We start from the raw sequence: 20,350 nt of genomic DNA on the forward strand, positions 1-20,350 counted from the left end.
CCGCCCGCCCTACACTCGCTCAGTCGTGAACTCGTACTGCACCTCATAGAGATGTCCGGCCTTCACCATGACGGTCGCTTCGATCGGGCACTCGTCATCGCTATACACCACACGGAGAGTCCGCAGCACCGGCAGGCTGCCACCGGGAAGTCTCAGTGCCCGGTACTGCTCCTGCGTGGGGACGCGGGCGGAGACTCTGTCCACGCTGAGCCGAGGCGGGTGACCGAGACCGGCGAGGAGAGCAGGCGTGCCGCCCGTGATCCGTCGCCGCTCCATGATGGCGGTGCCACGCGCGATACTCAACGGATAGTAGGAGTAGACCAGTTCAGCCGGTTCATCGTCGATGAGCAGCAACTGGTGGCGCAGCACCGCTGTACTGCCCTCCAGCAGGTTCAGCGCTCCGGCGACGTCCTGGGGAGGAATGGTCTCCATGACGTCGAGCAGCTTGCTTCGCGCCCGCGCCCCGTGTCTGCCCGCTTCCGTGAGCCAGCGGTAAGGTTCGCCGGGAGCGGCCGGGGCCATGGACGAGGCCGGGCGCAAGGTCCGCTGGCGATGCTCGCGCACGGTGACAGCGGCGCCCGCCCGCCCGATGACGAGCCGCTCGTCCTTGAGTAGCTGCAAAGCCTTCTGCACGGTGGCGTTAGACGCCTCGAAGCGGGCCTTGAGCTGCACCGTCGATGGGAGTTTGGCGCCTGCCGGCAGCCCCCCACTCAGGATGTCGTCCCGCAGATCTGCCGCGATCCGCTCATGCAGGGAACGCCGGTCGATGTCTTCCGCCTCGGCCTTGGGCACGATCAGTCCCCGATCCACATCTCGTAGCGCAATTGCTGCCGATGCGCAGGCATGACCATACGGTCCACCTGGATCGGCTGATCGTCCCGATCCAGCGTGAGCCGGGTCAACTGGAGCACGGGCTCGTCGGACGCAGTCAGAAGCACGTCCCGTTCCGCCTTGCTGGGCATTCGCGCCACCACGTCCTCACGGACGCGTACGCCGACATGTCCCAGCTCACTGAGCAACGCGACCGCCCCACCGCGGATCTTGGCTGTGCCCGCCAGCCCTGTGCCGCGCGCAAGGCCAACCGGGTAGAACGTATCCGTCAACTCGCAAGGGTCATCGTCGAGATACATGACCCGACGGCGTACGACCGCCACATCCCCTTCGGACAGCCCGAGAAGCTCCGCGACGCCTCTCGGCGCAGGCACCTCACCGGCGTGAACGATACGCTGCCCGCCGCTCCGGCCCCGTGCTTCAAGCTCGGCACTCCAGACGTCCGACTGCCCTTTCCCACGCGGGGTCATATACGGCATCGAGGCACTGACCCACCTGCCATCACTCACGAGACCTCCCGCAGGACCATCACTCGCGGACCTTGCCGCCTTACACAGTAAGCGACTTGCTCACCGCGATCACCCTTTCGAGACCTTGCCGCTTTTCGCGAATACCAGTACCTTGTGGAGATCGTACAGCCCAGGATCAAGGCGGTGGTTCGCCGTGCCCTTGTTACGGCAGCGACGGTTCTCCCGGTCGCGTTCCTCTGCGCGCGCCGCGCGAGATTTCGCCCTTGCCACTCTCACCGAGTGGCACGTCGATGACCGCCACGACGACATCCGGCTGTGCGTCTCGGAAGTCGCCACCAACGCCCTGATCCACGGAGCGCCACCGGGGCGGGACTTCTGCGTACGGTTCTGCCTGGACGGCACCACGCTCAGAGTCGAGGTCCGCGACAGCGGAGACGGTCAGCCAGTGAACCGCCTGCCCGACATAGAGGATCCCGATGGGCGGGGCCTCTTCCTGGTACGCGAGTTGGCGGACGACTTCGCCGTCACCGAGCACGTCCCGGGCAAAACGGTGTGGCTCGTTTTCAAGGTCGCGGCCGTGCCGGGAACCGGAACCCCCAAGGCCGATCTCGCGGGCGGCAGCAGGTGAAGGTCACCCGCATCGCCCTTTCGAAGAACCTCAACCACGGCAAGTACGCCCAGCTGGTCCAGCAGGCATCCCAGCTGGGCCGCGTGCGGTCGCTGGTATGGCGCCAGTACGGCTCCGTCGCCGGCGTCGGTGTGCGGGATCGCGCGATCCGCGACGGGTGGCTACGAGACGGCACCGCGGCCGGTTTCGGTGTGCTCGCGAACGCCTGGAAGGAAACGGTGCGGGACGCGGTCGCCGACATCACCGCGAACCGCGAGGCGGCCAAGGCCAAGGTCCGCCGGGCCATCATCCGTCACACCGCGGACGATGACGAGCGCAAGCGTCTGTTCACCGCGCTCAAGTACGACACATGGACCACGGATCCATACCTGTCCCGCCAGATGCGCGGTCATTGGAAGCACGGCCGGAACCGCACGCACAACCAGATCGTCGTGCGCTCCGACCAATACAAGACCTTCACTCTCGCCGAGGGCGGCAACGTCTGGCTCGCCGTGCCCGGACTGGAGCGTCGCCAACTCGTCAGAATCCCGCTGAACACCACGGTGGAACCGACGGGAACCTTACGGCTGATCATCCGAGGCGGGCGGATCGAGGTGCACTACCAGATGGACGACAGTGCGCTGAAGTCCTCCCGGCGTCCGTGCGGTACCCGTGAGATCGGAGTGGACAAGGGATACAGCGAGGTTCTCACCGACTCCGACGGCCGGCGTCACGGCCGGGAACTCGGGCGCCTGCTGACCACCGAATCCGACCAGCGCAAACTGATCAATGCCCGCCGCGCCAAACTCCGTTCCATCGCTGAAAAGGCATCCGAGCGTGGGAACCATGCGAAAGCGCAGCGGATCTGGACCAACAATCTCGGCACGCTCAAGAAGGAGCGCAGAGATGCCGCATGGCGCGCCCGGATCCGCGATGTCACTTTCCAGGCCGTACACGCCGTGGTGGACAAAGCCGCAGTGATCGTGGCCGAAGACCTCACCAAGACTTTCCCCAGCCGAAAGAGGCTGGGGAAGAGCACCAACCGGCGCTTGGCAGCCTGGACCAAGGGTGTCACCGCAGAAGCGCTGGAAGCTGTGTCGGGCCGCAGAGGTTCTGCGGTGCGGCTGGTCAACGCTGCCTACACCTCACAAGCCGTCCCTTTCACGGATAACCTCGGTGTCCGCAAAGGGGACCGGCTTCACTGCCCGTGCGGGGCGGTGTGGCAAGCAGACCACGCCGGAGCGATCAACATCCTGCACAGAGCGAGTGACCCCGACATCACCCCGCATACCCCGTACAGGCGCGTGCGGCAGATTCTGCAGGAACGTACAGATCGCCAACGGTCCAGACTGCCGGACCAGGACTCCAGCGCTGGGAGCACGTGCCGGTGCGGAGAGCGAACCATCCGATCCCTGCTCAACCATGAGCACTGAAAAGGAAGCAGTACGACGCGTGACCACTCTCTTCCCGGCCCTGACGGACGCTCCGGCGGACCGCCCCGCCCTGCGGTTCGGCGACCGGTCCCTGACGTACGCGGAGCTCGCCACCGCGACCGGTCTGCTGGCCCGCGGCCTCAGGGGCGCCGGCCGCGTCGCCGTATGGGCGACCCCGACGCTGGAGACCGCCGTCGCCGTCGTGGCGGCACTGCGGGCCGGTGTGCCCGCGGTGCCACTGAACCCGAAGTCCGGGGAGAAGGAGCTCGGGCACATCCTGTCGGACAGCGCGCCGTCGCTGGTCCTGGCGGCGCCCGGAGATGAACTACCCGCTGCTATAAGGGACTTGCCGCGCATCGACGTGACCCCCGACACGACCACCGCCACGACCGCCCGCACCGAGGAGACGGCCACCGACGACGACCCCGCCCTCGTCGTCTACACCTCCGGCACCACCGGCCCCCCGAAGGGCGCCGTCATCCCCCGCCGGGCGATCGCCTCGACCCTGGACGCGCTGGCCGACGCCTGGCAGTGGACCGGCGAGGACGTGCTGGTGCACGGTCTGCCGCTGTTCCATGTGCACGGCCTGGTCCTGGGCATCCTCGGGCCGCTGCGGCGCGGCGGATCGGTGCGCCATCTGGGCCGGTTCTCGACGGAGGGCGTCACGCGGGAGCTGTCCGACGGCGCGACGATGCTGTTCGGGGTGCCGACGATGTACCACCGGATCGCCCAGTCCCTGTCCGAGGAACCGGAGTTGGCGAAGGCACTGGGGCGGGCGCGGCTGCTGGTCTCCGGGTCCGCCGCGCTGCCGGTGCACGACCACGAGCGGATCACGACGGCGACGGGGCGGCGGGTGATCGAGCGGTACGGCATGACGGAGACCCTGATGAACACCAGTGTCCGCGCGGACGGCGAGGCCCGGGCGGGGACGGTGGGGGTGCCGCTGCCGGGGGTGGAGCTGCGGCTGGTGGAGGAGGACGGGGCGCCGATCGCCTCGTACGACGGGGAGACGGTGGGCGAGATCCAGGTGCGCGGCCCGAACCTGTTCACCGAGTACCTCAACCGGCCCGACGCGACGGCGGCCGCGTTCACGCCCGACGGCTGGTTCCGCACGGGGGACATGGCGGTGCGCGAGTCAGACGGCTACGTCCGGATCGTCGGCAGGAAGGCCACCGACCTGATCAAGAGCGGGGGTTACAAGATCGGGGCGGGCGAGATCGAGAACGCGCTCCTCGAACACCCGGGGGTGCGGGAGGCGGCGGTCACCGGGGAGCCGGACGCCGATCTGGGCGAACGGATCGTGGCGTGGATCGTGCCGGCGGATCCGGGGGCGCCGCCCGGACTGAAAGAGCTGGCGGAGCACGTGGCGAGCCGCCTCGCCCCCCACAAGCGACCGCGCATCGTCCACCACCTCTCCTCCCTCCCCCGCAACGACATGGGGAAGATCATGAAGCGGTCGCTGACCCATGACTGACCGTCTCTCCGCCCGCGAGTTCCTCGCCCTCGTCACAGACGACTTCACCGAACTCCCGTACCCCGACCGGGAGTCCGAGCCCGACGGCCCGCTCGCCTGGCAGGGCTACGACGCCGCACGCGCCCGCGCGGCCGAGCGCACCGGCGAGGACGAGTCCGTCGTCTGCGGGACGGGGAAGGTCGAGGGAACGCGGGCAGTGCTGCTCGCCTTCGAGTTCGGCTACCTCGGCGGCTCCCTGGGCGTACGCACCGGCGACCGGCTGGAGGCGGCGTACACCTACGCCCGCGCCCACCGTCTCCCGGTCGCCCCCCTGGTCGCCACGGGCGGCAGCCGTATGCAGGAGGGCATGCTCGCCCTGACCCAACTCCAGCGCGTGGCCCGCCAGTCGGCCCTCACCCGCGAGGCGGGCCTGCCCCAGATCGCGGTGCTACGGGACCCGACCACAGGCGGCGGCTGGGCCACCCTGGGCGCGGGCGCCGACATCGTCCTCGCCCTCCCCGGCGCCCAGATCGGCTTCGCGGGCTCCCGGGTCCGCCCACCGGACGCGGATCCGAGGGCGTACACGGCCGAGGCGCAGGTGGCGGCGGGTGCGGTGGACGCGGTCGTACGCCCGGAGGAGCTCCGCGAGACCCTGGGCCGCTGGCTACGCCTGCTGACGGGATCGTCGACGCGGGCGGCGCCGGTGCCACGGACGCCGACGCCGGGCCACTCCGTCGCGGACGACACGGCCGGACCCCCGACTGCCGACGACACCCCGCAAGCCCCCGACCCCCCACGCGTCGGCACGCGGATGCCCCCACCCGCGGACGGCACCCAGGACACCCTGGACGCCCCACCCGCCGACGACTCCGAGGGCCCCTCCACGCCACCCCTCCCCCACTCCGGCTGGGAAGCCGTCCAGCGCGCCCGTGCCCCTCAACGCCCCCGCGCCGAAAGCTACTTGGACACCTACTTCACCCACCGCGTCGCGATCTCCGGCGACCGCTGCGGCGGCACGGACCCGGGCATGCTGTGCGGCTTCGGCGAGCACGCGGGGCGGACGGTCGCGTACGCCGCGCAGGCCGGGACCGCGACCCGCCCGGCGGGCTATCGCACCGCCGCCCGGCTGATCCGGCTCGCGGACCGGCTCGGCATCCCGGTGCTGACGCTGGTGGACACCCCGGGCGCCGCCAATGACGCGGAGGCGGAGCGGCAGGGGGCGGGGGCGGCGATCGCGGAGGTGTTCGGCGCGGTGGCCTCCGCCCGGACCCCGATCACCACCCTCCTCATCGGCGAGGGCGGCTCCGGCGGAGCCCTGGCCCTGGCCGCGCCCGGCAACACGTGGGCCACCCCGGACAGCTACTTCTCCGTCATCGCCCCCGAGTCGGCGGCGGCGATCCTGAAGCGGCCCCCGGAGGAGACGGAGGCGACGGCGGACCAACTCCGCATCCGGCCGCAGGACCTGGTGGAGCTGGGGGTGGTCCGGGCAGGGGGTCGGCCGTCTCCTTGAATCAGGTCCGCGGCGACGCCCCGTGTCCGTGGAACCCGCTGACATCACAAAGCACCGTCCGTGACAATGGAGTTGGCACGAGTGAGACACCACGGGGGAGCCGGCGCTGGTATGGACGGGCTGATGGAGTTCAAGACCGAGGGCGGCGCCCTGGTCGTCGTGGAGAGCGTCGACGGCAGGCCCGGTGCGCGAAACATCTCGCGCGGCGGCGGACCGGTGCAGGCGGCGCACACCTTCGAGGCCGCGCTCGACGGTGTGCGGGCAGCGGCCGAATCGGCGCTGCGGGTCTTCCGGGACGGCTCCCTGCGGCCCGATTCCGTGGAGCTCGAGTTCGGGGTCAAGCTCAGCGCGGAGGCCGGGGCGGTCATCGCGAAGGGGTCGGCCGAGGGTCACCTCGTCGTCAAGCTCAGCTGGTCGCCCGAGCCTCCCGCACCGACCGGGCAGGCCGCCGCGGAGCCGGAGCCCGTCGGCCGGCCATGAGCAGCGCTGCCTGGCACGCCCGGATCGAGTGCGGGGATGAGATCGGCGCGGGATTCCTGGTGTCCGCACGGCGGATTCTCACCTGCGCCCATGTCGTCCAATGGAGCGAGACCACGGCGGTGACGGTGACCTTTCCCGGCCGCCGGGAGCTGGGCGAGCTGGCCGCCACCGTGGCCGTGCGCGGCAGCTGGCAGGGGGGTGACAGCGCCCCCGGTGACGTGGCGGTTCTCGAACTGGACCGCGAAGTGTCCATCGCACCGGCCGAGTTCGCCCTGCCCGGCGCGGAGCGGGGGCCGTCCTCGCCCGAACTGGTCGCGTACGGCTTCCCGGAGGGGTACGAGGAGGGCGCGCTCGCCGTGTACCGGGCGGTGCGCGGCCCGCTGATCGCGGACGAGTGGGTGCAGTTGGAGGCAGTCGCCGCGCACGGGCAGCCGCTGGCGGGCGGTTTCAGCGGCGCGGCGGTGGCTCTGGACGGCCGGGTGGTGGGCATGGTCACCCAGATCGCGGGGGAGCCGGAGGTGCGGGTCGGCCGCATGCTGCCCACCCAGGTCCTGGCCCGCTACTGGCCCGAGCTGGGCGAGCGCGTCCCCACCCCCGACCACGACCCCGACGCCGTACGGCGGCTGTACACCTTGGTGCGACGGGCCGTGAGCCGGGGAACGGGGTTCGACCCGAACCAGCTGTACCGCGACGCGGTGGGCCCCTTCGGCCCGGAGCTGCCGACCGGCGGTTTCGCCTCGTTGGGGGCCGCCGCCGGGTATGTGCAGTGGGAGGTCCCCGGGGCGGAGGCGGTGACCCGGTTCGCCGATCTGCTTCAGGAGTTGCTGAACGCGCCGTCCGCCCGGCCCGCCGCCACCCCCTCCTGGTCGCCGATCGTGGTCGAGATCGATCACAGCGGCGCCGGCCCGGAGCAGGTCACCGTCGAGGTGTCCGCCTACCGCGAGGGACACCGGCGGCGCGTGGGCTCCCGGCGGCTGGCGCGCTCCGCGGTACGGGAGTACGTCCAGCAGCGCATCGATGAGGCGTTCAGCCAACTCTCCTCGGATGCGGAGGAGTTGGTGACGTTCGTACTGCCCCGCGAATGGCTGAACGAGCCGGTGGCGCACTGGGAGCGCGGCGCCGAGGACTCCACCCCGCTGGGCTGTGCCTACCCGCTCGTCGTGGTGGACCGGTCCCGGCACCGCAGCGGCGGGCTGCGCCACCAGCTGGCGAAGAAGTGGCAGAAGCTGGACTCCTGCCCGGGGGCGCGGCTGCACCGTGTGGACTGCGGTACGACGGAGCGGCCGCCGAGTCTGCGCAGACGGCTGCGCGAGGACGACGCCGACCTGGCCGGGTTCTCCTTCCCGCCCGCCACCGCACGCCCGCACTTCGAGGCCGGCCTCAACTCTCCCGTACCGGTCCTGGTGTGGTCGCGAACAGGCTGCGGTGACATCCGGCACGAGGGCCCCTGTTCCGGAAAGGTGTTCCTGGACCGGCTCGCCGCGTCCGTTGCCGGCGTCCGGCCGAGCGAACTCCCACGCCATGTCATGGAGTTGCGGGAGGCCGCGGATGCGGACGAGGACCCGGACGCGCACTGGGCGAAGCACGTACAGCTCCTCTGGGACGATCCGCGCTGCTTTCCCGAGCCCGCCGCCAGCCTGCACTCCCCCGTCGCCTGAAGCCGCCGTCCATCTCATGGAGAGAGCCCCATGCCCCTGTGGCCCGTCTACACCGGCACCAACGAGCCGCACGACGGCATCACCGAACTGCCGCCGCCCCCGCCCTGGCGGGCCTTCGACGGCGGACCGGTGCTGGACGCGTCGGACACGGCCGCCGTCACGCCGGACGCGGCCGCTGTCTCTCCGGACCGCACGCACCGTGCGGAGACCTACCGGGCCACTACGGAGACGGTCCAACTGGTCAACGCGGCCTTGTACTTGCGCCGCCCGCTGCTGGTGACCGGTCCGCCCGGCACCGGCAAGTCGTCGCTCGTGTACGCGGTCGCCCGCGAACTGCGGCTCGGCGCGGTCCTGCGCTGGAACATCACCAGCCGCAGCACGCTCCACGACGGCCTCTACCAGTACGACCCGCTCTCCCGGCTGTACGCGGCCCGGCAGGCGCCGACGGCCGAGACCGGTATCGAGAACCATCTGCGCCTGGGCCCCCTCGGCACCGCTCTCCTCCCCCGCACCCGCCCCCGTGCCCTGCTCATCGACGAGATCGACAAGAGCGACCTGGATCTGCCCAACGACCTGCTGAACGTCCTGGAGGAGGGCCAGTACGAGATCCCGGAGCTGATCCGGACCGCCCGGGACGCCCCCACGGCCGAGGTGATGATCGACGGCACCGACCATCGGGTACCCGTGGAGCGCGGCCGGGTCCGCTGCCGGGCGTTCCCCTTCGTCGTCCTCACCAGCAACGGCGAGCGCGAGTTCCCGCCCGCCTTCCTGCGTCGCTGCGTCACTCTGCGGCTGCGGCAGCCGGACGACAGCCACCTCACCGACATCGTCCGCGCCCACTTCGACGAGGAGCCCGACGCCTACGCCCAGACCCTGATCAGCCGGTTCCTGTCCCGGGTGGGCGGCGGCGACCTGGCCACCGACCAGCTTCTGAACGCCATCTACCTGGCCCGCTCCTCCGATCTGGCGGCCGAGTCCCTCGATGAGCTGGCCGGGCAGCTGATGCCGTATCTGAGCGAGGCTCCGCAGTCCGATGCGTTCTGAGCGTCCTGCTCCGCAGCCGCTGGCCCTCCTCGCCGACGTGCTGGCCGAGGCGGCCGGCGGCCTGCGCCCGACCCCGCTCGAACTGGCCGAACTCCTCTGGCTGGCCCGCCACATGGAGCCCTCCGCACCGACCCCGACCGCCCCTGAACCGCCGGCCCCCGCCGAGGACGTACGACAGCCCGAAGCCTCCGCGCGGACCCCCGCACCCCCGCCGCACGGGGACCACGACCACATCGCCCCCTCGCCCCCGCGCGCCCCGCTGCACCTGCCGTCCCCGGACCCCGCCCGGGGGACGCAGGCCGAGTCCCACACCACCCTCCTGGCCCCCGCACCCCCGATGCTGCGCCACCCGCTGGCGCTCCAGCGTGCGCTGCGCCCGCTGAAACGCCGTACCGCCGCACCCGACCGCGTAGAACTGGACGAGCGGGCCACCGCCGACCGCATCGCACGCCTGGGCGCCGCCCCGGATTGGTGGCTGCCGGTGCTGCGCCCGGCGCGGGAGCGCTGGCTGCGGCTGAACCTGGTGTACGACTCCGGGCCCACGATGCCGGTCTGGCGCCCCCTGATCCGCGAACTGCACACGGCGCTCGCCCAGTCGGGCATCTTCCGCACGGTGTCCGTGTACCGCGCCGAGCCCGACGGCACGGTACGGCCCGACATCGCCACGCCTGCGGACGGCCGCACGGTGACCCTCCTGGTCAGTGACTGCATGGGCCCGCAGTGGCGGGCGGGCCCGGCCGGTCTGCGCTGGTACGGCACGCTGCGCCGCTGGGTGCGCCGGATGCCGCTGGCCGTCGTACAGCCGCTCCCGGAACACCTGTGGCGCGACACAGCCCTGCCGGCGGCCCCCGGCCGTCTGTCGGCACCGCATCCGGCGGCCCCCTCGGCCGCGCTCGCCTTCACGCCGTACGACGAGGTTCTGGCCACGACCGGTAGCGTCCCGGCGCTGCCCGTACTGGAGCCGGGGCCACGCTGGCTGGCGAACTGGGCGGCGCTGGTCGCCGCGCCGGGCGGCCAGGAACTCCCGGGCGCGGCGGCCTGGTTGAGCGGTCCCCTGCCGTCCGACGCCGCCGATCGTACGGATGTGTCCGGCCTGTCCCCCGAGGAGTTGGTCCTGCGCTTTCGCGCGACGGCTTCCCCGGAGGCCTTCCGGCTGGCCGGACATCTCGCGGTGGGCCGCCCGGACCTTCCGGTCATGCGCCTGGTCCAGGCCGCCCTCGAGCCCCGTCCACGCCCCCAGCACCTGGCCGAGGTGATTCTCTCCGGCATGCTCACGGGCATCTCCGGCCCCTCGGGCTCCTACGCCTTCCGGCCCGGCGTGCGGGACCTGCTGCTGCGGGGGGTGCCGCGTACGGCACGGGGGCGCACCACCGAACTGCTCTCCCGGGTGGGCGGGTTGATCGACGAGCGGGCGGGGTCGGCGCCGGGTGAGTTCGTGGCGTCGACGCCGGGGGCGGGGGGTGCGAGGGCGGCGGTGGACGCGGAGGCGTTCGCGACGGTCAGTGCGGAGAGTCTGCGGCAGCTGGGCGGGGGCGCGCAGGCCGCGGCACCCGAGCGGATGGGCGGCGGCCGGTATCGGCTGACGGAGCGGCTCGGACCGGACGGCAGGGTGTGGCGGGCCCGGGACACGGAGACGGATCGGACCGTCGTGGTCCGGCTGCACCGGCCGGTCGCCAATCGCGCACGCCGGGAGGCCTTCCTGCGGGACGCGGAGATCCTCCGGGGGATCGAGCACGAGGGCGTGGTCACCGTTCACGACTTCGGCATCGAGGACGACGTGCCGTACGTGGTCATGGAAGAACTGGACGGCATCCCGCTCGCCCGCCTGACGGGGGTGAGCGGTTACCGCATTCCGGCGCCCCTGCTGGTCTCGGTCGGGGCGCAGGTCGCACGAGCGCTGCTGGCCTGTCATCTGGCGGGGGTCACCCACGGCGGGCTCGACATGGCGGCTGTCGTGCTGCTGCCCGACGGCACGGTCAAGGTCACCCAGTTCGCACCGGGCCGGACCTCGGGACCCGGGGGGCGGGCCGAGGACCTGCGGGCGCTGGCCGAGACGGTGCTCCAACTGGCGGCGGGGACAACGCGGTTGGTACCGCCCCTGCGAGCGGGCAAGCTGGACCATCTGCCCAGGACTCTGCGAAGGCGCTTCGCGGACGCCCTGAACAAACTGCTGTCCCAAGTCCTCAACACCCAGATGGAGGGCGTGGAACAACTGCTCGACACGGAGCTCATGCGCCTGGCCAATGAGGCCTACGGCCAGCGCTTCTACTACCTGTTGGGCCCGCTGTGCTTCGAATGGCCCGACCGCGAGGTGCACGTCCCGGAGGATCTGCGGCCGATGCTCGCCATGCTGCTGCTCGGGCACGGCCGCAAGGTGTCCACCGACGAGCTGACGGCCGGTGTGTGGGCTGCGGGTGAGGCGCCGAGCAACCCCCTGGAGGAACTGGCCCGCCAGGCGGCCCGCCTGGCCACCGTCCTGGGTTTCGGCGCACTCGCCCCCCTTCCCGGCGGCTACGCCCTGCACACCAGCGTCGACTACGTCGACCTCATCGAGTGCGAGCGGCTGATGGCCCGGACCCCCCGGGACCGCGTGCACTACGAGCGAGCCCTCGCCCTCTGGCGCAGCGGCCCCCCGCTCGCCGACGTCCCAGGCCCCGCCGCCCGCACCGCCCGCACCCGCCTGACGCAGCTCCACCTCGGCCTCTATCGCTCCCGCGCCGAACTCGACCTGGAACGCGGCGAGTTCGAACGTGCGGCGACCGATCTGGAGGGCCTGCTGAACCTCCACCCCGGCCGGGAGGACTTCCTGCGGCTGTACCTCATCGCGCTCCGCCGCCAGGACCGCGTCGAGGAGGCCCTGGAAAGGTACGAGGAGTACGAACTGTCCGGCGGCCAGAACCCCGAACTGCGCACCCTGGGCCGGGAGTTGCGCGAGGAGTTCGGCGATGTCCCGGAAGAGACGACGCACCAGGAGCCCTCCGAGGGCCCCACCGACACCGACACCGTGTACGGCTTCGTCGCCGCCCCTGACGAACTACCGGAAGGGTTCACCGATCCGGACACCGAACACCCGACGATCCTCGACCTCCAACCGGACCTGCCCGAAGGGACCCCGCTCCCCCAGGACGACGTACCGGAGAGCCTGTTCGACCAGGACGACCGGGACGAGCCGGACACCGACACCCACGACCGCATCCGGTACGAGTTCGCCGACGGCCGGCAGCCCGGCGCGGCCCACGAGGCCCTGCGCCGACTGGTCGACGAACTCCTCGTGGCTGGCGAACTCCCCCGCGAGCATTACCGGTTACTGAACACCGACGCGGGCGTCTCCGTGCTGATGAACGCGTACACGGACGGTTCCGCCCTGTTCCACGCGACCCTCGACCTGCTCCCCGACCGGATGCGACGCCTGGGCAACCTCCGTCTCCATGTGGAGTTCTCCAAGGTGGCCCTCGAACAGGACGGCAGCGAGGTGTACAGCGACCTCCCCGACCGGGGGCGCGCCCAGACGGCACTCAACGCATCCTCCGCACAGGCGGTCATCGTCCTCTCGGACTTCTGGCATGACACGGAGATCGCGGACGGCCCACTCACCGGGCGCTCCCGGTTCGCGCCTCTCGTCCCCTACTCCGGCTGGTACCACCTCGTCCACCGAAGCCGCCCGGCCGATGACGACACAGCCCCGGACCCTCATGAACCCGCCGTGCGCGGCCCCTTCCCCATGCCCTACGACGGACTCGTCCCGCGCCCCCCGAGCGCGAGCGAGGTCATCGTCCTCGCCCTGCCCGACGGCGGGTTCGCGCTCCCGGAGTCCCCGACGCTCCGCACGACACCTCCCCGGCTCCGCGCGGCCTGGTCCTACTTCGAGGTCGACCTGCGCCAACGTCACCTCACCCTCGACAGCGAGCTCTCCGGGGTCAAGGCCTGGTGGAGCGTCGCGGATCCCGTGGCCGCAGCGGCGAACCCGGAGACCGACCCGCGCCGGCTGGTCACCGACAGGATCCTCGACGCGGCACGTGTCGACGGGCTGGCGCCCGGACACAGGGCGTGGGAGGTGCCCGGCTACCTCATCTCGTGGTCCGTCGCCGACGAACCCCCACCGACCCACCGGTCGCCCCGCCCCGGCAAGGCGTCACCGGAAGCCCTCGTCTCCAACGCCGAATGCGTACTCCTCGGCTTCGACGGTGTACTGGCACACCTCTACCCCGCCGGCTCCGAGCAGGCGGTCCTCCAGGACCTCGCCCGGCTCATCGTGGAGGAACGCGACCCCGAGGACGCGCTGTCCGGGCAGCCGCTGCCGGCGGTGGCGAAGAAGTCCGGTCCCCTCGGTGTCCTCCGGGCGTTCGCGGACCACGAACTGGCCCAGGAACTGCGGCGCCGGGCCGACCGGCACGACGTGCTCGCGGTCGGCAGCGCCCGTCCCGTCCGCTCCGCCGACGATCTGCTCCGGACCCTCCACACCTCGGGAACCCGTACCGCCGTGGTCACCGACCGGGCGCCCACGGCGGCCACCCAGTACCTGAGTCAGCGGGGCCTCCCCGTCCCCGGCGGCATCCACGGCCGCGGCACCGACCTCACCCTCCTCATGCCCCACCCCCACGTCCTCGTCCAGGCCCTCAACCAGCTCGGCACCCCCGCGTCCGCCTGCGTCCTGATCGGCTCCACCTCCGTCGGCCTCCGCGCGGCCCACGCCATCGGCCTGCCCTTTATCGGCTTCAGCGGATACGAGGCGCCCCGACGAGAGCTCCGTGCCGCCGACCCCGACGTGCTCCTCGTCGCCCACCTCGCCCCACTCGCGACCGCCGCCCGCCGCCGCTGACCTCCCATCAGCTTTACGTCAGCCTTATATAGGACATAAGCTGCAAAACCCCCCATTCAGCCTCCCCCCACCCGGCCCCCCACAAAAGGCGCCCCACCCCCACCCCCCCACACGATGCCAATGAGCCCCGCCACCCGGCGCGGCCACGGTCTGTGTTCTCGGGAGGACCTGCCCATGACCGCCACCGCCAGTCTGGAGCAGCTGCGTCGCTGCCACTTCGCCGTCGATCTGGGTGCGGCGAGGACGCGGGTGTACGTGAAGGGCGCCGGGGTCGTCGTCGACCAGCCGTCCGTCGCCGCCGTGAACACCCGGACCGGTGCGCTGATCGCGGTGGGTGAGTTCGCGGAGAAGATGACGGGCCGTACCCCCGACTACATCCGTGTCGTCCGCCCCGTCTCCGGCGGCACGGTCGTCGACATCGAGATGGCCCAGCGCATGCTGCGCCACCTGCTCGGCGACAAGATCCGCCGCTCGCTGCGCCGCAAGCCGATCCTGCGTGCCGCCGCCTGCACCCCGCACGACGCGGACCCCCTCGCCCAGCGCGCCTGCATCGAGACCATGGTCGGGCTGGGTGCCCGCCGCGTCGAACTCGTGGACACGCTCATCGCCGCCGCCGTCGGCTGCGGACTGCCGGTGGAGCGGCCCGAGGCGACGATGGTGCTGGTGTGCGGGGCCGCGGCCACCCAGGTCGCCGTGCTCTCCCTCGGCTCGATCGTCAACGCCGTACGCATCCCCGTCGGCGGCGAGGCCGTGGACCACGCGATCGTGCAGCACCTGCGCCACCAGCACGAGCTGATGCTGCCGAGTCAGTCGGTACGACCGCTGCAGCTCGCCCTGTCCGGCAACGGCCTCACCGCCTCGGGTCCCGCCTCCACCGAGATCCACGGCCGGGACGTCGCCACCGGGCTCGCCCGCTCCGTCCAGGTCGACACCGCCGCCGTCCGCGACGCGATCCAGACCCCGCTCACCGCCGTGCTCGACGGCATCGGCAAGGTGCTGCGGGACTGCCCGCCCGACCTGGTGGCCGACCTCGCCGACCGCGGGATCATGATGGTCGGCGGCAGCGCGCTGCTCCCCGGCTTCGACCAGATGCTGCGGCACGCGACCGGCATGCCGGTGCACATCGCCGAACGGCCCGAGGTGTGCGCGGTGGAGGGTCTCGGCGCGATGCTGGAGGGCCGTATCGAGCCGCTGACACTGGACCCGCTGGCCGACTGACACCGACACCGCGACAGACACCGACACCGGTATCCATCGACCGCATGGCCGACGACCCCCTTCCCCCGCTCCTGGAAGCCGTCCTCAGCGTCGGCACCGATCTCGAACTGCGCACCACCCTCCAGCACATCGTGGACGCCGCCGCCGACCTCACCGGCGCCCGGTACGCCGCGCTGGGGACGGCCGACCCGGGCCAGGACGGACTCATCGAGCTCCGCACCCCGGGCACCGCCCCGCGCACGGCGGTCTCGCTCACCGTGCCGATCCGGGTGCAGGACGAGGAGTTCGGCACGCTGCACCTCGCGGACAAGGGCAAGGACCCCTTCACCGCCGAGGACGAGCAGCTCCTGCACGTCCTCGCCGCCCAGGCCGGTATCGCCATCGGCAACGCCCGGCTGTACGAGGCGGCCCGGCAGCGCGAGCGCTGGATCGAGGGCGCGGCGGCCGTGACCACCGCGCTGCTCGGCGAGGGGTCCGCGACCGACGCGCTCACGACGGTCGCCGAACGCGCCCGTCTCCTCGCCGACGCCTCCGCGGGTGTCATCCTCCAGCCGACCGAGGAGGGCGGCATGGAGATCGTGACCGCCTCGACGTACGACGATCCCGGTGACATCGTCGGCACGACGATCGCCCCCGGCAGTCCGGTGCTGGAGCAACTCCTGGGTGGTGAACCGGTGTTCGTCGAGGACTCGGCGACCGACCCGCGGATGACGACGCCGGTACGGCACCGGTTCGGGCCCAGCATGATGCTGCCGCTCCAGGCCGGCGGCCGGCTGATCGGCACCCTCGCCCTGCCCCGCCGGCGCGGCGACCGCCCGTACACCTCCGTGGAACGCCTGCTCGCGGTCCAGTTCGCCTCGCAGGCCGCGCTCGCCCTGGTCCTCGCCGACGCCCAGCACAGCCGCGAGCTCCTCGCCGTCTTCGAGGACCGCGACCGTATCGCCCGGGATCTGCACGACCTCGTCGTCCAGCGGCTGTTCGCCACCGGCATGATGCTGGAGTCCACCCAGCGCCGCAGCGGGGCGGACGACGTGCACGAGACGCTGGGGAAGGCGGTCGACGAGCTCCAGTCGACCATCCAGGAGGTCCGTACGACGATCTTCGCGCTGCAGCAGCCGCCCGCGGACGCCCCGACGACGTTCCGGGGCAAGGTGCTCCGGGAGACGGCGGGTGCGGCGGCCCTGCTGGGTTTCGCGCCGTCCGCACGGTTCACCGGCGCGGTCGAGAGCCGTGTCCCCGAGCAGACGGCGGGTCATCTCCTCACCGCCCTGCGCCGCGCCCTCGCCACCACGTCCCGTCGCTCCGGCGTCTCGCGCATCGAGGTCACGGTCGACGCGACGGCGACCCTGCCGGACGGCCGGGAGGGCGTGCGGCTGACGGTGTACGACGACGGGGCGGCCGACGACGGGGGCACGGGGACGACGGTGACCTGGCAGGCGCCGCTCTGAGGTCAGGGGGCCGAAGGGCTCGACACCGTGTCAGCGCGCGAACCAGCAGCGCACCGTCGTCCCCTCCTCGCCGGTGTGGGTCCGGACGAGGTCGGCGATCAGGTTGACCAGCAGCAGTCCTCGCCCGCCGCGCTGGTCGCGTGCCGCGGGCCGCCGTCCCGCCAGGGGATCGGCGAGCCGTCCCTTGTCCCGCACCTCGCACACCGCGTACCCGTCCTCGGCCCACACCCGCAGCGTCCCCGAACCGCCGCCGTGCACCACGCTGTTGGTGGTCAGCTCGGCCGCCACGAGGGTGAGGTTCTCCAGTGCGAGCCCGGTCAGCCCGAGCCGGGCGCCCTCGGCGGTCGCGAGATGGCGGACCTCGGGCAGCGAGCCAGCGTCGAAGCAGAGGGACAGCACGTCCACGACGGCGGGCAGCGGCTCGTTGTAGCGGGCCACGACGGCGTCGGGAGCGTATCGGCCGTTCTCCTGCTCCGGTCCGCCGCCGGAGGGGATGACCGTGGGGTGGGTGGCGTAGGCGTCGGCGAGCACCCGCTCGTCGAGGCGTCGGATGTCGTAGGGGCACAGGATGGTCGCGAACCGGCCCTCGAAGGCCGCGTTGATCAGTGCCTCGTGCTGGACGCACGCGGGGTACTCGCCGGCCGTGCGGCCGGCCCAGATCGGTTCGCCGATGATCCGCACCCGGCGGCCGGCCGGCTGGGCGTCGGCGAAGGCGCGCAGCACGCCGGGGATGATCCGGCCGGGGTTGCGGCCGGCCTCCCGCATGTCCAGGAGCCGTACGGCGTCGGCGGCGTCGCCGAGGGCGTCGCGGATCAGCCGGAGGTTGTCGCCCGGTACGGCCACGGCGACCGGTTCGCCCGCCGCAAGTCCCTCGCGGACGAAGGGGATCGTGCCGGCGAGGTAGTCCTGGGCGTCCCGGTAGAAGAGGGCGGGGTGCAGGAACGCGGCGGTCATGGCAGCGTCACCTCGATCCCCGACAGGCCCGGCCAGAACATGTCCAGTGTCCGGCTCAGTGTGGGCGGCGGGCGGTGCAGCTGCAGCAGCCGGCCCTCCTCCAGCCGCCGCGCGGCGGACGCGAGGGCATCGGCGCCCGCGACGTCGACGAAGGTCACCGCCGACAGCTCCAGCCGGTACACGTCCGCACGCGCGCCCACCGCCTGTTCCAATGCGCGCTCCCAGATCTCGTGCGTGGCGTGGCCCACCTCGCCCACGGCGCGCAGACCGCTGTGCCCGCGCAACGCGGACACCGTGAGTCGCGGTGCCGCGTCGGCGGACCGCAGAGGTGGTCGGTGATGAAGATGCACGCCGTCTCCCACTGCTCGTGCGCCGTCTCCCGCTGTTCGTGGACGAAACGCGCGTACCCCGGGCGGAAGCCTGTCAATCCCCGCCTCATGGGTGTAGCCCGCGACGGGTCGGGCAGGCGCACGATCAGCACCGCCGGGCCCCCGCGGAGCTGGGTGCCCGGCTCCGCCCGGATCCCGGTGGGCACGAAGGAGGCCCATCAGCGCGACGACGGCCGGGGACCGACGAGGCGGAGACATGATCCCAGCGGCACACACATCTCTCACAGGGCGGCTGAACGCCCTGGTCATCGATGGCCGTACGGAAGCGGGCCGGGCGGAGCTGCGGCCGCGCGGCGAGCTCGTGCACGGTTGTGCGGAGGTCCTGGACGAGACCCTGACGGCGCTGCCGGACGGAGTCCGCCGGGTCGAACTGGACATGGCCGCCGTGGTGTTCATGGACACCGGCGGGCTCCAGTTCCTGGAAGTCCTCGACGCCTACAGTCATCGGCGGCGCATCCCGGTGGCCGCCACTCGCTGGACCGGCCAGCCGCGCCGGATCCTGGAGCTCGCCGGCCTGGACACCACCGACCCGCTGCGGGCGGCACCGGGCCCGACCGTCCCCGAGCCGGCTCCCCCGGCCCCCTCCGCGGTGGCCCTGGAGCGCGCGGAGCAGCTCCATCTGCTGCGCGCGGAGGTCGAGCAGCTCCGCCAGGCGATCGCCTCCCGGCCCGTGATCGACCAGGCCCGCGGCATCCTCATGGCCGCCCACTCCTGTACGTCCGAGGAGGCCTGGACCATCCTGCGCAAGACCTCCCAGCTCTCCAACACCAAGCTGCGTACGGTCGCCGCGGCCCTCACCGCCGGCACGGAGTCCGACGGCCCGCAGCCGCCCGAGGAGGTGCGCACGGCGTTGCGTACGGCGGTCAGGAGTTGTCTGAACTGAGGCGATCCTGTTGGATCTTGGCGCTAAAGCCCGTTGATCGGTTGCTCGGCCGGACCGTAGGTTCCGTCGCATGACGAATCTCCGGATCGGTGTGATGTACGACCGCGACTGGGCCCCCGAGGGGCTGCCCGACTTCGCGCGGCAGGCCGAGGCGCTCGGCGCGGACGACCTGTGGGTGGTGGAGGACCTCCGCTGGAACGGCGGGGTGTCGGCGGCGGCCGTGGCGTTGGGAGCGACCCGGCGGTTGCGGGTGGGCATCGGGATCGCACCGGCGCCGTTGCGCAGCCCGGCGCTGCTGGCGATGGAACTGGCCACGCTGGCAAGGGTGTTCCCGGGTCGGCTGGTGGCCGGGATCGGTCATGGCGTACGGGAGTGGATGGAGCAGGTCGGTGTCGCGCCGCGCTCTCCGCTGGCCCTGCTGGAGGAGACGATCACCGCCGTTCGGGCGCTGCTCCACGGGGAGCGGGTCACGGCGGAGGGCCGGGAGGTGCGGATCGACGGCATCCGGCTCGTCCACCCGCCGGCCGAGCCGCCGCCGCTGGTCGCCGGTGTGGTGCGGCCGCGTTCCCTGGAGCTGTCGGGGCGGGTCGCGGACGGCACCCTGATCGCCGAGGGGCATGGACCGCGGGATCTGGAGAACATCCGGGCGCTGCTCGCGAAGGGCGGGGCGGGTGAGGACCACACGCTCAGTGTCTTCGCGTTCTGCACCGTGGGTGACGACCCCGAGGAGGTGGCCCGGACCCTGCACCCGCACACCGAGGGCCACGGTGCCTGGCTGGGCCGCCCGCAGGAGGAGGTCTTCACCGTCTCCGGCAGCGCGGCACAGGCCGCCGAAAAGATCGGTGCGCTGCGGGCGTCCGGCGCCGACACCGTCGTCCTCCGCTTCGTCGGCCCCGAGCCGCTCCGGCAGCTGGAAGCCGTCCTGGAGGTCGCCGAGCGCTAAGCCGCTCCACAGCAAACGCACAGGTCAGCGGGGTCGTGGAGGGATAACCCTCGAATGACACCCGACTGAATGACATGCCACGGTCAAGTCCGCCACTCTTCCTCCACCCTGCGCACAGGCCGCACATGCCGTGCGCGGAGGTTCCCGCACGGCCCTGCTCAGCTCGACCCGGACAGCACATCCCGTCTGCCCGGTCTGTCACCGGCCGTC

The 20,350-nt window shown here is 72.1% G+C and carries 16 protein-coding genes; 12 read left to right on the forward strand and 4 right to left on the reverse strand.

From position 1 onward, the window contains the following. Positions 1–9: 9 nt before the first annotated feature. Positions 10–798 carry a GntR family transcriptional regulator gene (locus OHU89_RS17080; protein WP_405654527.1) on the reverse strand — a complete coding sequence of 263 codons (789 nt, stop codon included), beginning with the start codon at positions 796–798 and terminating at the stop codon, positions 10–12. Then, the gene (locus tag OHU89_RS17085; RefSeq protein WP_405643874.1) at positions 795–1,340 is read right to left on the reverse strand and encodes a GntR family transcriptional regulator; all 546 of its coding nucleotides are present in this window, start codon (positions 1,338–1,340) and stop codon (positions 795–797) included. The genes OHU89_RS17080 and OHU89_RS17085 overlap by 4 nt, the downstream gene beginning before the upstream one ends. Positions 1,341–1,494: 154 nt before the next feature. Here OHU89_RS17085 and OHU89_RS17090 point away from each other — a divergent pair, with 154 nt between their 5' ends. The 10 genes from OHU89_RS17090 (at position 1,495) to OHU89_RS17135 (ending at position 16,971) form a co-directional block, all read left to right on the forward strand. Further along, complete coding sequence (locus OHU89_RS17090) at positions 1,495–1,929, forward strand: ATP-binding protein (protein WP_405643880.1); 435 nt, start codon at positions 1,495–1,497, stop codon at positions 1,927–1,929. Beyond that, positions 1,926–3,341 carry a zinc ribbon domain-containing protein gene (locus OHU89_RS17095; protein WP_405643882.1) on the forward strand — a complete coding sequence of 472 codons (1,416 nt, stop codon included), beginning with the start codon at positions 1,926–1,928 and terminating at the stop codon, positions 3,339–3,341. The genes OHU89_RS17090 and OHU89_RS17095 overlap by 4 nt, the downstream gene beginning before the upstream one ends. Positions 3,342–3,360: 19 nt before the next feature. Beyond that, positions 3,361–4,815, forward strand: a complete 1,455-nt coding sequence (locus OHU89_RS17100) for an acyl-CoA synthetase (RefSeq protein ID WP_405643884.1) — start codon at positions 3,361–3,363, stop codon at positions 4,813–4,815. Continuing rightward, positions 4,808–6,304, forward strand: coding sequence for a carboxyl transferase domain-containing protein (locus OHU89_RS17105; protein ID WP_405643885.1), 1,497 nt, complete (start codon positions 4,808–4,810; stop codon positions 6,302–6,304). Before OHU89_RS17100 ends, OHU89_RS17105 begins: the two co-directional genes overlap by 8 nt. Positions 6,305–6,415: 111 nt before the next feature. Further along, positions 6,416–6,784 carry a CU044_2847 family protein gene (locus OHU89_RS17110; RefSeq protein ID WP_405643887.1) on the forward strand — a complete coding sequence of 123 codons (369 nt, stop codon included), beginning with the start codon at positions 6,416–6,418 and terminating at the stop codon, positions 6,782–6,784. Further along, positions 6,781–8,442 carry a trypsin-like peptidase domain-containing protein gene (locus OHU89_RS17115; protein WP_405643889.1) on the forward strand — a complete coding sequence of 554 codons (1,662 nt, stop codon included), beginning with the start codon at positions 6,781–6,783 and terminating at the stop codon, positions 8,440–8,442. Before OHU89_RS17110 ends, OHU89_RS17115 begins: the two co-directional genes overlap by 4 nt. A gap of 30 nt (positions 8,443–8,472) precedes the next feature. Next, on the forward strand, positions 8,473–9,486 hold the full coding sequence (locus OHU89_RS17120) for an AAA family ATPase (protein WP_405643890.1): 1,014 nt from the start codon (positions 8,473–8,475) through the stop codon (positions 9,484–9,486). Next, a complete protein-coding gene (locus OHU89_RS17125) occupies positions 9,476–14,305 on the forward strand; it encodes an SAV_2336 N-terminal domain-related protein (RefSeq protein ID WP_405643892.1) in 4,830 nt (1,609 codons plus the stop codon). Before OHU89_RS17120 ends, OHU89_RS17125 begins: the two co-directional genes overlap by 11 nt. 174 nt (positions 14,306–14,479) lie before the next feature. Further along, positions 14,480–15,523: a rod shape-determining protein gene (locus OHU89_RS17130; RefSeq protein ID WP_405643894.1), complete on the forward strand. Its 1,044-nt coding sequence runs from the start codon at positions 14,480–14,482 to the stop codon at positions 15,521–15,523. A gap of 44 nt (positions 15,524–15,567) precedes the next feature. Continuing rightward, complete coding sequence (locus tag OHU89_RS17135) at positions 15,568–16,971, forward strand: GAF domain-containing sensor histidine kinase (RefSeq protein ID WP_405643896.1); 1,404 nt, start codon at positions 15,568–15,570, stop codon at positions 16,969–16,971. A 30-nt stretch (positions 16,972–17,001) separates the two neighbouring features. Here OHU89_RS17135 and OHU89_RS17140 read toward each other — a convergent pair whose 3' ends face one another. Next, on the reverse strand, positions 17,002–17,925 hold the full coding sequence (locus tag OHU89_RS17140; protein WP_405643898.1) for an anti-sigma factor RsbA family regulatory protein: 924 nt from the start codon (positions 17,923–17,925) through the stop codon (positions 17,002–17,004). After that, the gene (locus tag OHU89_RS17145) at positions 17,922–18,275 is read right to left on the reverse strand and encodes an STAS domain-containing protein (RefSeq protein ID WP_405643899.1); all 354 of its coding nucleotides are present in this window, start codon (positions 18,273–18,275) and stop codon (positions 17,922–17,924) included. The genes OHU89_RS17140 and OHU89_RS17145 overlap by 4 nt, the downstream gene beginning before the upstream one ends. 235 nt (positions 18,276–18,510) lie before the next feature. On the opposite strand from OHU89_RS17145, the gene OHU89_RS17150 reads away from it, so the two are divergent. Continuing rightward, the gene (locus OHU89_RS17150; protein WP_405643901.1) at positions 18,511–19,197 is read left to right on the forward strand and encodes an ANTAR domain-containing protein; all 687 of its coding nucleotides are present in this window, start codon (positions 18,511–18,513) and stop codon (positions 19,195–19,197) included. A gap of 70 nt (positions 19,198–19,267) precedes the next feature. Beyond that, positions 19,268–20,140, forward strand: a complete 873-nt coding sequence (locus OHU89_RS17155; protein WP_405643903.1) for an LLM class flavin-dependent oxidoreductase — start codon at positions 19,268–19,270, stop codon at positions 20,138–20,140. The last annotated feature ends 210 nt before the right edge of the window (positions 20,141–20,350 follow it).

It is taken from the genome of Streptomyces sp. NBC_00019, assembly GCF_045041015.1.
Lineage (GTDB): Bacteria > Actinomycetota > Actinomycetes > Streptomycetales > Streptomycetaceae > Streptomyces.

Bases quoted from the DNA above. Each gene is read 5' to 3' on its own strand.
- OHU89_RS17150 (WP_405643901.1), top strand. From the start codon at position 18,511: ATGATCCCAGCGGCACACACATCTCTCACAGGGCGGCTGAACGCCCTG.
- OHU89_RS17135 (WP_405643896.1), top strand. From the start codon at position 15,568: ATGGCCGACGACCCCCTTCCCCCGCTCCTGGAAGCCGTCCTCAGCGTC.
- OHU89_RS17155 (WP_405643903.1), top strand. From the start codon at position 19,268: ATGACGAATCTCCGGATCGGTGTGATGTACGACCGCGACTGGGCCCCC.
- OHU89_RS17105 (WP_405643885.1), top strand. From the start codon at position 4,808: ATGACTGACCGTCTCTCCGCCCGCGAGTTCCTCGCCCTCGTCACAGAC.
- OHU89_RS17110 (WP_405643887.1), top strand. From the start codon at position 6,416: ATGGACGGGCTGATGGAGTTCAAGACCGAGGGCGGCGCCCTGGTCGTC.
- OHU89_RS17115 (WP_405643889.1), top strand. From the start codon at position 6,781: ATGAGCAGCGCTGCCTGGCACGCCCGGATCGAGTGCGGGGATGAGATC.
- OHU89_RS17120 (WP_405643890.1), top strand. From the start codon at position 8,473: ATGCCCCTGTGGCCCGTCTACACCGGCACCAACGAGCCGCACGACGGC.
- OHU89_RS17130 (WP_405643894.1), top strand. From the start codon at position 14,480: ATGACCGCCACCGCCAGTCTGGAGCAGCTGCGTCGCTGCCACTTCGCC.
- OHU89_RS17125 (WP_405643892.1), top strand. From the start codon at position 9,476: ATGCGTTCTGAGCGTCCTGCTCCGCAGCCGCTGGCCCTCCTCGCCGAC.
- OHU89_RS17140 (WP_405643898.1), bottom strand. From the start codon at position 17,925: ATGACCGCCGCGTTCCTGCACCCCGCCCTCTTCTACCGGGACGCCCAG.